At 66.2% G+C, this 14402-nt stretch carries 6 protein-coding genes and 2 rRNA genes; 3 read left to right on the forward strand and 5 right to left on the reverse strand.

Going from position 1 to position 14402, the window contains the following annotated elements; genetic code table 11:
• Positions 1-61 precede the first annotated feature (61 nt).
• The 3 genes from OHS59_RS21670 to OHS59_RS21680 all read right to left on the reverse strand — a co-directional run bounded on the left by OHS59_RS21670 (position 62) and on the right by OHS59_RS21680 (position 6269).
• Positions 62-3184 (reverse strand): 23S ribosomal RNA (locus OHS59_RS21670).
• A gap of 317 nt (positions 3185-3501) precedes the next feature.
• Positions 3502-5029 (reverse strand): 16S ribosomal RNA (locus tag OHS59_RS21675).
• The 16S and 23S rRNA genes sit together here, the layout of an rRNA operon.
• 691 nt (positions 5030-5720) lie before the next feature.
• Positions 5721-6269 carry a MarR family winged helix-turn-helix transcriptional regulator gene (locus tag OHS59_RS21680; RefSeq protein WP_328495076.1) on the reverse strand — a complete coding sequence of 183 codons (549 nt, stop codon included), beginning with the start codon at positions 6267-6269 and terminating at the stop codon, positions 5721-5723.
• 147 nt (positions 6270-6416) lie between these two features.
• Here OHS59_RS21680 and OHS59_RS21685 point away from each other — a divergent pair, with 147 nt between their 5' ends.
• Positions 6417-7694: an MFS transporter gene (locus OHS59_RS21685; RefSeq protein ID WP_328499301.1), complete on the forward strand. Its 1278-nt coding sequence runs from the start codon at positions 6417-6419 to the stop codon at positions 7692-7694.
• Positions 7695-7727: 33 nt separating this feature from the next.
• Here the strand turns inward: OHS59_RS21685 and OHS59_RS21690 are convergent, their stop codons facing one another.
• Together OHS59_RS21690 and OHS59_RS21695 are read right to left on the reverse strand one after the other, a co-directional pair.
• Positions 7728-9386, reverse strand: coding sequence for an ATP-binding SpoIIE family protein phosphatase (locus OHS59_RS21690; protein ID WP_328495077.1), 1659 nt, complete (start codon positions 9384-9386; stop codon positions 7728-7730).
• 127 nt (positions 9387-9513) lie between these two features.
• Positions 9514-10881, reverse strand: a complete 1368-nt coding sequence (locus OHS59_RS21695; protein ID WP_328495078.1) for an NAD(P)/FAD-dependent oxidoreductase — start codon at positions 10879-10881, stop codon at positions 9514-9516.
• 379 nt (positions 10882-11260) lie between these two features.
• On the opposite strand from OHS59_RS21695, the gene OHS59_RS21700 reads away from it, so the two are divergent.
• Together OHS59_RS21700 and OHS59_RS21705 are read left to right on the forward strand one after the other, a co-directional pair.
• Positions 11261-12079, forward strand: coding sequence for a TetR/AcrR family transcriptional regulator (locus OHS59_RS21700; protein WP_328495079.1), 819 nt, complete (start codon positions 11261-11263; stop codon positions 12077-12079).
• A gap of 410 nt (positions 12080-12489) precedes the next feature.
• Positions 12490-14379: a sigma-70 family RNA polymerase sigma factor gene (locus tag OHS59_RS21705; protein WP_328495080.1), complete on the forward strand. Its 1890-nt coding sequence runs from the start codon at positions 12490-12492 to the stop codon at positions 14377-14379.
• Positions 14380-14402 lie beyond the last annotated feature (23 nt).

Raw genomic sequence — 14402 nt, forward strand, 5'->3', positions numbered from 1 at the left:
CAAACAAGGGAGTGCGGGGTTGTTCGTGGTTTCAGAACCAACACAGTGGACGCGAGCAACTGAGGACAAGCCCTCGGCCTATTAGTACCGGTCAGCTCCACCCCTTACAGGGCTTCCACATCCGGCCTATCAACCCAGTCGTCTACTGGGAGCCTTAACCAATCTAGTTGGTGGGAATACTCATCTCGAAGCAGGCTTCCCGCTTAGATGCTTTCAGCGGTTATCCCTCCCGAACGTAGCCAACCAGCCATGCCCTTGGCAGGACAACTGGCACACCAGAGGTTCGTCCGTCCCGGTCCTCTCGTACTAGGGACAGCCCTTCTCAATATTCCTACGCGCACAGCGGATAGGGACCGAACTGTCTCACGACGTTCTAAACCCAGCTCGCGTACCGCTTTAATGGGCGAACAGCCCAACCCTTGGGACCGACTCCAGCCCCAGGATGCGACGAGCCGACATCGAGGTGCCAAACCATCCCGTCGATATGGACTCTTGGGGAAGATCAGCCTGTTATCCCCGGGGTACCTTTTATCCGTTGAGCGACGGCGCTTCCACAAGCCACCGCCGGATCACTAGTCCCGACTTTCGTCCCTGCTCGACCCGTCGGTCTCACAGTCAAGCTCCCTTGTGCACTTACACTCAACACCTGATTGCCAACCAGGCTGAGGGAACCTTTGGGCGCCTCCGTTACTCTTTAGGAGGCAACCGCCCCAGTTAAACTACCCATCAGACACTGTCCCTGATCCGGATCACGGACCCAGGTTAGACATCCAGCACGACCAGACTGGTATTTCAACGACGACTCCACACTGGCTGGCGCCAATGCTTCACAGTCTCCCAGCTATCCTACACAAGCCGAACCGAACACCAATATCAAACTATAGTAAAGGTCCCGGGGTCTTTCCGTCCTGCTGCGCGAAACGAGCATCTTTACTCGTAGTGCAATTTCACCGGGCCTATGGTTGAGACAGTCGAGAAGTCGTTACGCCATTCGTGCAGGTCGGAACTTACCCGACAAGGAATTTCGCTACCTTAGGATGGTTATAGTTACCACCGCCGTTTACTGGCGCTTAAGTTCTCAGCCTCGCACACCCGAAGGTGCACTAACCGGTCCCCTTAACGTTCCAGCACCGGGCAGGCGTCAGTCCGTATACATCGCCTTACGGCTTCGCACGGACCTGTGTTTTTAGTAAACAGTCGCTTCTCGCTGGTCTCTGCGGCCACCCCCAGCTCACCGAGTAAATCGGATCACCAAGAATGGCCCCCCTTCTCCCGAAGTTACGGGGGCATTTTGCCGAGTTCCTTAACCATAGTTCACCCGAACGCCTCGGTATTCTCTACCTGACCACCTGAGTCGGTTTAGGGTACGGGCCGCCATGAAACTCGCTAGAGGCTTTTCTCGACAGCATAGGATCATCCACTTCACCACAATCGGCTCGGCATCAGGTCTCACCCTTAACGTCATCCGGATTTACCTAGATAACGGGCTACACCCTTACCCCGGGACTACCACCGCCCGGGCTGGACTACCTTCCTGCGTCACCCCATCACTCACCTACTACAGGTCTGGTCCGTCGGCTCCACCACTTTCCATTCCCCGAAGGGTCCGGAACGGCTTCACGGACTTAGCATCGCCTGGTTCGATGTTTGACGCTTCACAGCGGGTACCGGAATATCAACCGGTTATCCATCGACTACGCCTGTCGGCCTCGCCTTAGGTCCCGACTTACCCTGGGCAGATCAGCTTGACCCAGGAACCCTTAGTCAATCGGCGCACACGTTTCTCACGTGTGTATCGCTACTCATGCCTGCATTCTCACTCGTGAACCGTCCACCACTGCCTTCCGGCGCGGCTTCACCCGGCACACGACGCTCCCCTACCCATCCATACAGGCGTTGGCCCTATTGCATGAATGACACGACTTCGGCGGTACGCTTGAGCCCCGCTACATTGTCGGCGCGGAATCACTAGACCAGTGAGCTATTACGCACTCTTTCAAGGGTGGCTGCTTCTAAGCCAACCTCCTGGTTGTCTGTGCGACTCCACATCCTTTCCCACTTAGCGTACGCTTAGGGGCCTTAGTCGATGCTCTGGGCTGTTTCCCTCTCGACCATGGAGCTTATCCCCCACAGTCTCACTGCCGCGCTCTCACTTACCGGCATTCGGAGTTTGGCTAAGGTCAGTAACCCGGTAGGGCCCATCGCCTATCCAGTGCTCTACCTCCGGCAAGAAACACACGACGCTGCACCTAAATGCATTTCGGGGAGAACCAGCTATCACGGAGTTTGATTGGCCTTTCACCCCTAACCACAGGTCATCCCCCAGGTTTTCAACCCTGGTGGGTTCGGTCCTCCACGACCTCTTACAGCCGCTTCAACCTGCCCATGGCTAGATCACTCCGCTTCGGGTCTTGAGCGCGCTACTATATCGCCCTATTCGGACTCGCTTTCGCTACGGCTTCCCCACACGGGTTAACCTCGCAACACACCGCAAACTCGCAGGCTCATTCTTCAAAAGGCACGCAGTCACGACCCACCAAGTAAACTTGATGAGCGACGCTCCCACGGCTTGTAGGCACACGGTTTCAGGTACTATTTCACTCCGCTCCCGCGGTACTTTTCACCATTCCCTCACGGTACTATCCGCTATCGGTCACCAGGGAATATTTAGGCTTAGCGGGTGGTCCCGCCAGATTCACACGGGATTTCTCGGGCCCCGTGCTACTTGGGTGTCTCTCAAACGAGCCGTTGATGTTTCGACTACGGGGGTCTTACCCTCTACGCCGGACCTTTCGCATGTCCTTCGCCTACACCAACGGTTTCTGACTCGTCTCACAGCCGGCAGACTGTGAAAGAGAGATCCCACAACCCCGCATGCGCAACCCCTGCCGGGTCTCACACACATACGGTTTGGCCTCATCCGGTTTCGCTCGCCACTACTCCCGGAATCACGGTTGTTTTCTCTTCCTGCGGGTACTGAGATGTTTCACTTCCCCGCGTTCCCTCCACACACCCTATGTGTTCAGATGTGGGTGACAGCCCATGACGACTGCCGGGTTTCCCCATTCGGAAACCCCCGGATCAAAGCCTGGTTGACGGCTCCCCGGGGACTATCGTGGCCTCCCACGTCCTTCATCGGTTCCTGGTACCAAGGCATCCACCGTGCGCCCTTAAAAACTTGGCCACAGATGCTCGCGTCCACTGTGCAGTTCTCAAACAACGACCAACCACCCGTCACACACCACTCACGCGATGCTTTACCGGGGCCGGCACCGAAGGACGACCATGACGGCCGTACCCTCAGACACCCAACAGCGTGCCCGACACAATCCACCTGACCAGATCAGCTTTCCACGCCCCGAGGGACAGTACTTGCGCCTGATCCAAACTGGATCGTGCCGAATAATCAACGTTCCACCCTTGAGCAACCACCGTCGAACGTATGCCGACGTAATGGCCCTGGACCACCAAGCAATGCCTGGCGGCCTAGATGCTCCTTAGAAAGGAGGTGATCCAGCCGCACCTTCCGGTACGGCTACCTTGTTACGACTTCGTCCCAATCGCCAGTCCCACCTTCGACAGCTCCCTCCCCACAAGGGGGTTGGGCCACCGGCTTCGGGTGTTACCGACTTTCGTGACGTGACGGGCGGTGTGTACAAGGCCCGGGAACGTATTCACCGCAGCAATGCTGATCTGCGATTACTAGCAACTCCGACTTCATGGGGTCGAGTTGCAGACCCCAATCCGAACTGAGACAGGCTTTTTGAGATTCGCTCCACCTTGCGGTATCGCAGCTCATTGTACCTGCCATTGTAGCACGTGTGCAGCCCAAGACATAAGGGGCATGATGACTTGACGTCGTCCCCACCTTCCTCCGAGTTGACCCCGGCAGTCTCCTGTGAGTCCCCATCACCCCGAAGGGCATGCTGGCAACACAGAACAAGGGTTGCGCTCGTTGCGGGACTTAACCCAACATCTCACGACACGAGCTGACGACAGCCATGCACCACCTGTCACCCGACCACAAGGGGGGCCGTATCTCTACGGCTTTCCGGGCGATGTCAAGCCTTGGTAAGGTTCTTCGCGTTGCGTCGAATTAAGCCACATGCTCCGCTGCTTGTGCGGGCCCCCGTCAATTCCTTTGAGTTTTAGCCTTGCGGCCGTACTCCCCAGGCGGGGAACTTAATGCGTTAGCTGCGGCACCGACGACGTGGAATGTCGCCAACACCTAGTTCCCACCGTTTACGGCGTGGACTACCAGGGTATCTAATCCTGTTCGCTCCCCACGCTTTCGCTCCTCAGCGTCAGTAATGGCCCAGAGATCCGCCTTCGCCACCGGTGTTCCTCCTGATATCTGCGCATTTCACCGCTACACCAGGAATTCCGATCTCCCCTACCACACTCTAGTCTGCCCGTATCGAATGCAGACCCGGGGTTAAGCCCCGGGCTTTCACATCCGACGCGACAGACCGCCTACGAGCTCTTTACGCCCAATAATTCCGGACAACGCTTGCGCCCTACGTATTACCGCGGCTGCTGGCACGTAGTTAGCCGGCGCTTCTTCTGCAGGTACCGTCACTTTCGCTTCTTCCCTGCTGAAAGAGGTTTACAACCCGAAGGCCGTCATCCCTCACGCGGCGTCGCTGCATCAGGCTTTCGCCCATTGTGCAATATTCCCCACTGCTGCCTCCCGTAGGAGTCTGGGCCGTGTCTCAGTCCCAGTGTGGCCGGTCGCCCTCTCAGGCCGGCTACCCGTCGTCGCCTTGGTGAGCTTCTACCTCACCAACAAGCTGATAGGCCGCGGGCTCATCCTTCACCGCCGGAGCTTTCAACCCCCACCCATGCGAGTGGAAGTATCATCCGGTATTAGACCCCGTTTCCAGGGCTTGTCCCAGAGTGAAGGGCAGATTGCCCACGTGTTACTCACCCGTTCGCCACTAATCCACCCCGAAGGGCTTCATCGTTCGACTTGCATGTGTTAAGCACGCCGCCAGCGTTCGTCCTGAGCCAGGATCAAACTCTCCGTGAATGTTTTCCCGTAATCGGGATCACATCATGAGAGCGGAACGACCAACCGGAATAAGGAAGGCCGTTCACAGCGTCCTCGCTGATGCGCCTACCGTGCTTGCGCCCGGCAGGACTTTTTCAAAGGAACCTCGTCCCGACCGAACGGCCGGAGACGGGGTATCAACATATCTGGCGTTGATTTTTGGCACGCTGTTGAGTTCTCAAGGAACGGACGCTTCCTTTGTACTCACCCTCTCGGGCTTTCCTCCGGGCGCTTCCCTTCGGTCTTGCGTTTCCGACTCTATCAGACCGTTTCCGGTTCCGATTTCCTCGGTGCTTTCCAGGTTTTCGCTTTCGCGTTTCCCTTTCCGGCGATGTTGACTTTATCAGATCCTTTCGGGCCTGACTCCCAGTCAACCGGGGCTGTCTTTGCGGCTGTTGGGCCGTTCCGACGTCCAAAACTTTAGCGGATCCTCTCGGCAGTTCCTAATCGGAGCCGCCGACCCCAAATCGAAATGAATTCGGGCACGCCGAAATTCAATCCCGTTGGGAGATCGTGCTGGTGGTTTGGTGTGCCGCATCCGCGGCGGATGTGCTGTCGCAGAACCGTTACGGCTCCGTGGCAACTCGAAGAACCTTACGGATCCACGGGGTGAGTGTCAAGTCTGCCCCGGCCGCCTCGCCGTCAAACCCCAACTCGGGCCGTACAGGCCTCAGTCGAGGTCGGTGAGCCGGCCGCCGGCGTCCGGCTGGGCATCCTCCACGCGGCGCAGCAGCCGGGCCAGCACCTCTTCCAGGACACCGCGCTCGTCCCGCGAGAGGTCCTGGAGCAGGTCCTCCTCGAAGACAGTGGCGAGGCGCATGGCCTCCAGCCACTTCTCGCGGCCCTCGTCCGTGAGCTCCACGATGACGCGGACCCGGTTGGACTCGTCTCGCTCCCGGGTGACGAGCCCCTCCGCCACCATCCGGTCGATCCGGTGCGTCATCGCTGCCGGAGTGAGGCCGAGCCGCTTCGCCAGGTCGCTCGGGCCCAGGCAGTAGGGCGCACCCGACAGTACGAGCGCCTTGAGGACCTCCCACTCGGCGTTGCTGATGCCGAGAGCGGCGGTCTGGCGGCCGTACGCGACGTTCATGCGCCGGTTGAGGCGGCCGAGCGCCGAGACGATCTTCTCGACCTGGGGGTCGAGGTCCTGGAACTCGCGCTGGTAGGCGGCGATCTGCTCGTCGAGCGTCGGCTCGTTCACGGCGGGGGTGTCACCCATGGCCGCAGTATGGCACGCACCCGCTTGGCGTTGAAGTCCTTTGAGATGTACTGTTTAGCTTCGAACTTTAGCTTCGAAGTCTTCACCTCTAACTCCTGAGGCAAGCGTAAGACTTCTCGATCAAGGCAGGTGAAAGTGACCAGGGCGATGGGCGCGGAGATGCGCCGGATCCATGTGGGCAACGCACTCAGCGCGTTCGGCCTCGGTTTTACCGTCCCCTATCTGTACGTCTACGTGGCGCAGGTACGGGATCTCGGTGCCATGACGGCGGGGCTCGTGCTCGCCGTCTTCGCCGTGGCCGCGCTCGTGGTGCTGCCGTTCGCCGGGCGGGCCATCGTCCGGCGCGGCCCGCTGCCGGTACTGCTCCTCGCCCTGGTCACCGCCGCCGCCGGCTCGCTGAGCCTGGGGCTGGCGAGCAGCTCCACGGCCGTACTGATGTCCGCGGCCGCGCTCGGTGCCGGGCAGGCCGTGATGCAGCCCGCGCTGGCGACGATGATCGTCGAGTGCTCGACCGCCGAAACCCGCTCGCGCGCCTTCGCCACCCAGTTCTTCCTGCAGAACCTCGGCCTCGGGGTCGGCGGGCTCATCGGCGGTCACCTCGTCGACGCCTCGCGGGCGAGTTCGTTCACGCTGCTGTTCGCGATCGAGGCGGCGATGTTCCTGCTGCTCGTGGTGGTCATGGCGACCGTACGGATGCCGCGGGCGCCCAAGGTCGAGGGTGCGCCCGGGCAGGCCGGGGGCAGCTGGAAGCAGCTGCTCGGCAACCGGGCCATGGTGCAGCTGTGCGTGGTGGGCTTCGTGCTGTTCTTCGCCTGTTACGGACAGTTCGAGTCGGGGCTCAGCGCGTACGGCGTCGAGGCGGCCGGTATCTCCACCTCCGCGCTCGGTACGGCGCTCGCCGCGAACACGGCGATGATCGTCGTCGCGCAGTTCGCCGTGCTGAAGTTCGTCGAGCGGCGCAAGCGGTCCCGGGTCATCGGCGCGGTCGGACTGATCTGGGCTTTCGCCTGGGTCATCGCCGGGTACGCGGGGCTCGGGCACGGCAGTCAGGCCATGGCGACGGCCGCGTTCGTGTCGACGTACGCGCTGTTCGGGCTCGGGGAGGCGATGCTGTCGCCGACCGTGGCGCCGCTGGTCGCGGATCTGGCGCCGAGCGGGATGGCAGGCCAGTACAACTCGGCCTTCGCCCTGGTGAAGCAGCTCGCCCTCGCGGTGGGTCCGGCGGTGGGCGGCCCGATGGGTGCCTCGCTGCACGCTCCGTACATCGTGACGTTTCTGGTGTTCTCGCTGGGGATCACGTTCCTGGCGGTGCGGCTGGGGCGGCAGCTCACTCCTGTGCAGAACCAGCCCTCGCTGGCGAAGAGCCGGGTCGTGGTGCGGGGCGGGGCTCCGGCGGATTCGGATTCGGTCCGGACCGCGGCCTGACCCTGCTGCCGGACGGGGGCGCGCGGAAGCGCGTCAGGTGGTGCGGGGAAGCGCGAACTCGCACCAGACCGCCTTGCCGCCGCCCGGGGCGCGGCGGGAGCCCCAGTTCGAGGCGATGGTGGCGATCATCGCGATGCCGCGGCCCGACTCGTCAGCCGGTTCGGCGCGGCGGCGGCGCGGCAGGTGGTCGTCGCCGTCGGTGACCTCGACGATCAGCCGGCGGTCGGTGCGGCGGAGTCTGAGGCGCATCGGCGGGGTGCCGTGCTGGAGGGAGTTGGCGACCAGCTCGCTGGCGGCCAGCACGCCGAGGTCGTGCAGGTCGGGTGCGAAGCGCCAGCTGGTGAGGACGCCGGAGGCGAAGGCACGCGCGCGTGGGGCCGCTTCCGTGCCGCCGAGCAGTTCCAGGGCCGCGTTGCGGAAGAGGTCGCCGTCGGGGCCCGTACGCGCCGGGTGCTGGAGGACCAGGACGGCCACGTCGTCGTCGTGTTCGGCCGTCACGCCCATCGAGCGGACCAGTCGGTCGCAGACCACCTGGGGTGTGCCGGTGGCGCCGGCGAGTGCGCCCTCCAGGGTGGCGATGCCCTCGTCGAGGTCCGCGTCCCGGCGCTCGACCAGGCCGTCGGTGTAGAGCACGGCGGTGGAGCCGGGGCCCAGCGGCACCGAGCCCGAGGCGTGCATCCAGCCGCCGGTGCCGAGCGGGGGTCCGGTGGGCTCGTCGGCGCGCAGGACGGCGCCGCTCTCGTCGCGGACGAGGATCGGGAGGTGGCCGGCGGATGCGTACACCAGCCGTCCCTCGTTCGGGTCGTGGACCGCGTACACGCAGGTGGCGATCTGGTTGGCGTCGATCTCCATGGCGAGGCCGTCGAGGAGCTGGAGGACCTCGTGCGGGGGCAGGTCCAGGCGGGCGTACGCGCGGACCGCCGTGCGGAGCTGGCCCATGACGGCCGCCGCGCGGATCCCGCGGCCCATGACGTCGCCGATGACGAGGGCGGTTCGGCCGCCGCCGAGGGTGATCACGTCGTACCAGTCGCCGCCGACCGCGGCCTCCGTGCCGCCGGGGTGGTAGGTCGCGGCGACGCGCAGGTCGTCCGGCTCTTCGAGTTCCTGGGGCAGCAGGGAGCGCTGGAGGGTGACGGCGGTCTCGCGCTGTCTGCGCTCGCTGGCCCGCAGCCGCTCGGCGGCCTCGGCGTGGTCGGTGACGTCCGCGGCGAAGATCAGTACACCGCCGCCTTCCGGAGTGGCCGAGACCTCGACGGGGGTGCACGTGAACGTGTACGACCGGCCGCCGGGGACCTTGCGGGACTTGACCGTACGCGGCTTGGAGCTGCGCAGGACCTGGTCGAGGAGCGGCATCAGGCCGATCTCTGCCAGCTCCGGCAGCGCGTCGCGCGCGGGTTCGCCGGGCGGGCGGACGCCGAAGGCCGCCACATAGGCGTCGTTCACGTACGCGACGCGGTGCTCCGGTCCGTGGACCAGGGCGACGAGGGCCGGGATGCGGTCCAGGACCTCGCGGACCGGCAGCTCGTCCACGGCGGGGGCGAGCGCGACCGAGGTCCCTTCGGCGGTGGGTCGCTCGGCGCGTGCCGCGGGCACGGAGCCCTCCGAAGGGAGTGCCGTGGGCAGTCCGTCGGTCCGCGCTGCGGTGCGGCGCTGCGTTCCGGGGAGCCGAGCGCTCCAGCGCGTGAAGTTCACTGTGGGACAGGCCTCGTGGGATCGAAGGGCGAGCGGTCGGCCCGCCCATGGTCGTGATGGACCAGTGTGTCCGACCGGGCCGACATTCGTCAGACGCCGGTCCCGCGGGCGGAGTTCCTGGCTCCGGTCAGGACGACCCCTTCGGGTGGTCCCGAGGAGGCTTTCCACCGGCCGCGAGTTCGAACTCCGCACGGGGATGTTCGAGCGAACCGAGAGAGACGATCTCCCTCTTGAAGAGGCCCGACAGGATCCATTCGGCGAGCACGCGGGCTTTGCGGTTGAAGGTGGGCACCCGGCTCAGGTGGTAGACGCGGTGCATGAACCAGGCAGGGTATCCCTTCAGCTTGCGCCCGTAGACGTGTGCGACACCCTTGTGCAGCCCCAGGGAGGCGACCGAGCCCACGTACTTGTGGGAGTACGTCTCCAGCGACTCGCCGCGCAGGGAGTGCGCGATGTTGTCGCCGAGGATCTTGGCCTGGCGCACGGCGTGTTGCGCGTTGGGGGCCGTCTCCGTGCCGGGCTCTGACGCGGTCACGTCGGGTACGGCGGCGGCGTCGCCCGCGGCCCACGCGTGCGTGGTGCCGTCCACGGTCAACTGGGCGGTGCACCGCAGCCGGCCGCGCTCGTTCAGCGGCAGGTCGGTGGCCGCCAGGATCGGGTGGGGTTTCACGCCGGCGGTCCACACGACCGTGCGGGTCGGGAAGCGGGCCCCGTCACTGAGGACGGCGACGCGGTCGGTGCACGAGTCGAGTCGGGTGTGGAGGCGTACGTCGATATTGCGGCGGCGCAGCTGGGTGACGGTGTACTTGCCCATCTCCTCGCCGACCTCGGGGAGGATGCGGTTCGAGGCCTCGACGAGGATCCACTTCATGTCGTCGGCCTTGACGTTGTGGTAGTAGCGGGAGGCGTACCGGGCCATGTCCTCCAGCTCGCCGAGCGCCTCCACTCCGGCGTAGCCGCCGCCCACGAAGACGAAGGTCAGGGCGGCGTCGCGGATCGCGGGGTCGCGGGTGGAGGAGGCGATGTCCATCTGTTCGATGACGTGGTTGCGCAGGCCGATGGCCTCCTCGACGGTCTTGAAGCCGATGGCGAACTCGGCGAGGCCGGGGATCGGCAGGGTGCGCGAGACGGAACCGGGGGCCAGCACGAGTTCGTCGTACGCGATCTGGTCGGGCCCGGTGCCCTCCTCCTCGGTGGCCAGGGTCGCGACGGTCGCGGTGCGTTTGGCGTGGTCGATCGACCTGGCCTCGCCGATGACGACGCGGCACCGGTCGAGGACGCGGCGCAGGGGTACGACGACATGGCGCGGTGAGATCGAGCCCGCGGCCGCCTCCGGCAGGAACGGTTGATAGGTCATGTACGGGTCGGGGGTGACCACGGTGATCTCCACGTCCCCCCGCCTCAGCTCCGGTCTGAGCTTCTGCTGGAGACGCAGGGCGGTGTACATCCCGACGTAGCCGCCGCCGACAACGAGAATGCGCGCACGTTCCTTCACTCACCCATGACGCACCGGCTACCGGCGTTTGTCCACAGGCCCGTCAATTTGTGTGACCGGCCGTCGAAGACGCGCGGGCCGGGCCCGTTCGCCGGAGCGCGCGGAAGATTCGCAGGTCAGCAGGTGTGAGCGGGGTGGCATTAGGGGGCGCAACCGGGACGTAACCGGCCCGTACTCCGATCGGGGGGCGCTCCGTGCGGAACCTCCCCCTTCTGAATTGACTCCGCCTCAACTATGTTCGTGTGTCATCGGGGTGTAGGGGGATGCGCTCGACGGGTCCGTAAGGCGGGGTCCTACGGCGAAGGCTGTTCCACTGACTCCGGTCTGTCGATGGCGGGGAGAGTCTCCGGGGGGAGACGTCATTACCGGGGGAACACACATGCATATTCAGGACACTCATTGGACATCTGCGTCCGCCCTTCCAACGGGCGGCGCGGTCGGGGCGGCGGCGGGGAACGGACGCGCGGGGGACGTATCGCGCACGACGCCACTGCGCGTGGACGCACAGCGCAATCTGGAGCACGTACTTCGCGCGGCACGTGAGGTCTTCGGCGAGCTGGGGTACGGCGCCCCGATGGAGGACGTGGCACGGCGCGCGAGGGTCGGTGTCGGCACGGTGTACCGGCGCTTCCCGAGCAAGGACGTCCTGGTCCGGCGCATAGCCGAGGAGGAGACCTCCCGGCTGACCGATCAGGCGCGTTCCGCGCTCGGGCAGGAGGACGAGCCGTGGTCGGCGCTCTCGCGCTTCCTGCGGACGTCGGTGGCCTCGGGCGCCGGACGGCTGCTCCCGCCGCAGGTGCTGCGGGTGGGTGTCGGCGACGACGGTTCCGGCCTCGACGGGGCCTCGGTTCTCGACGGAGCCTCGGTGCTCGACGGGGCGCGGGTGCCGCAGCAGCGGTCCCAGCCCGCCGGGCCCGAACTGCGGCTCGTGGAGCAGCGGCCGGCTTCCGTCGGGGAGCCGGACGAGGACGACGCCGGGGCGGCCCAGCTCCTCGATGTCGTGGGCCGGCTCGTGGAGCGGGCTCGCGCGGCGGGCGAGCTGCGTACGGACGTGACGGTGTCGGACGTGCTGCTGGTGATCGCCACGGCGGCGCCCTCGCTGCCGGACGCGGCGCAGCAGGCTGCTGCGTCGGCGCGGTTGCTGGACATCCTGCTGGAAGGGCTTCGGTCCCGGCCCTCGTCGGACAGCCGGGTGTGACGTTGCCTCCGGCGAAGGGCGGATCGCCTCCGGCAGGGGCGGATTGCTCTCGGCGGGGGCGGGTTGGCTTGAGCCGAGGGTTCACGGCTTCTGACGGATGCGGGTCAGTGAGGGCTGGGCGCGCAGTTCCCCGCGTCCCTGACGGGGCGGGGTCCTTCGGGGGAGCCCCGGCTTCGTGAGGGCTGGGCGCGTGCTCTCGGCAAAGGCTCGTAGGTCACGGCGCCCCGCCCCTGACGGGGTCCGGCTTCGCCTCTGACGGGGCGAGGCGGGGCCCTGCCCGTTCGTCAAGCCCCGTTCGGGTGATCCATTCGGACGAGTGGTTACCGCGTTCCTGTGGGTAACAGCGGTGGGTCCCTGTGGCACGCTTTCCCGGTGTTCGGGTCCGAGTGTGCAGGCGGGGGCTTTCCGCGATGAGCGTTGACGATCAGGACGAGCCGCTCAGGAGCGCCGTACCGGAAGCCGTTGTCCCGCCACAGCGCGAGCGGCGTGAGTGGCGGGAGCAGCACGACGGCGGAGTGCTGCCGCCACCGGTCGAGCCGGTCGAACTGCCACCTGCCGACGCCGAGTTGATCGGCTGGATGCGCTCGGGCGACGACACGGCCTACGAGGAGCTGTACCGGCGGCACGCGGACGCCGTCCGCCGGTACGCGCGCACCTGCTGCCGCGACGCCCACACCGCGGACGACCTCACGGCCGAGGTCTTCGCCCGCATGCTCCAGGCCGTCCGCGGCGGCAGCGGCCCCGAGCACTCCGTACGCGCCTACCTGCTGACGACCGTACGACGCGTCGCCGCGGGCTGGACCAAGTCGGCGCGGCGGGAGCACCTGGTCGACGACTTCGCCGTGTTCGCGGCCCAGGCCGCGCGCGGCTCCGAGACGGTGGACGGCACCACACCCGGCGGTTCCTTCGAAGCGGGCCACGAGCTGGGCGCGGACGTACGGGCCATGCACGAGGCCGAGCAGTCCATGGCCATGCAGGCGTTCCGTTCGCTGCCGGAGCGCTGGCAGGCCGTGCTGTGGCACACCGAGGTCGAGGACGAGTCGCCCAGCGAGGTCGCCACGCTCTTCGGGCTGGACGCCAACGGCACGCGCGTACTGGCCAGTCGGGCCCGTGAAGGCCTCAAGCAGGCCTATCTGCAGGCCCATGTGAGCACCACGCTCACCATGGACGAGGAGTGCGCGCGCTACGCCGACCGGCTCGGCGCGTACGCGCGGGGCGGGCTGCGCACGCGCGCCGAGCGCGGGCTGCGCAAGCACCTGGAGGAGTGCGCCAGGTGCCGGCTCGCCGCCGGGCAGATCAAGGATGTCGCGAGCGGGATCCCCGCCGTCGTACCGGTGGCGGTCATCGGCTGGTTCGGTGCCGCCGGGTACGCGAAGGCGGCTGCCCTCATCGCCGGCGGGACCGGCGTGGGTGCGGCCGGGGCCGCGGGCGCCGCGTCCGCGGCGGGTGGCACCTCGGGCGGCGGCGCGGGCGCCGGCGGGGCCGCGGCGGAAGGGCTCGGCACACCCGTGAAGGCCGGGATCGTGGCAGGTGTCGTCGCGGTGGCCGTCGCCACGGTGGTGCTCGCGCTCGCGGGCGACGACACGGCGGCGAAGAAGGACGAGGCCGGGCCGCGCCCGCCCGATCCGGTCGTCGAACCGAAGGTGCCCACGCCGTCGCCGTCACCGTCCTCGGAGCCGCCGAAGGCCGGACCCGAGCCCGTGGTGGTCGCGGCCTCGCCGAAGCCGGAACCGACCCCGCCCCGCGCGCCCCGGCCCGCCCCGGAGCCGAAACCGACGCCCACCTCGACACCCACGCCCACGCCCGCACCGACGCCGAAGCCCACGCCGCCCCCCGCTCCCGCTCCCCCTCCGCCGCCACCGGCCCCCGAGGACTTCCGGTGGAACCAGCTGGAGTACGGCGTCACCGGGGACGGCACCGAGCCCGAGATGCGGCTCGGCGAGAGCAGCTGGGTCTGGCAGCGGTACGGCATGTCCGTCGCCGGCAAGCAGTACACGAACGGTGTCACCGTGCACGGCGCCTCCTCGGTCACCATCGACCTCAACCGCACGTGTTCCTCGTACGACGCGATGGTCGGTGTGGACGACCTGACGATGGGGCTGGGCCAGGTGCGGTTCTCCGTCTTCGCGGACGGTGTGCGGATGTGGCGGTCGGGGCCGGTCCGCGGAGGCGGGGCCGCGGTGCCCGTGCACGTGGATCTGACCGGCAGGAAGACGATCCGCCTGGTCGTCGAGCCGCACTCCTCCTTCGACTCGGTGGCACTGGCGGACTGGGCCGACTCACGGTTCAGGTGCCGGTGACCCTCGGCCGAATCCTCAGGAAT

The organism is Streptomyces sp. NBC_00414 (assembly GCF_036038375.1).
Lineage (GTDB): Bacteria > Actinomycetota > Actinomycetes > Streptomycetales > Streptomycetaceae > Streptomyces.

Coding starts and splice junctions, on each gene's coding strand:
- OHS59_RS21680 (WP_328495076.1), bottom strand. CDS start 6,269: ATGGGTGACACCCCCGCCGTGAACGAGCCGACGCTCGACGAGCAGATC.
- OHS59_RS21685 (WP_328499301.1), top strand. CDS start 6,417: ATGGGCGCGGAGATGCGCCGGATCCATGTGGGCAACGCACTCAGCGCG.
- OHS59_RS21700 (WP_328495079.1), top strand. CDS start 11,261: ATGCATATTCAGGACACTCATTGGACATCTGCGTCCGCCCTTCCAACG.
- OHS59_RS21705 (WP_328495080.1), top strand. CDS start 12,490: ATGAGCGTTGACGATCAGGACGAGCCGCTCAGGAGCGCCGTACCGGAA.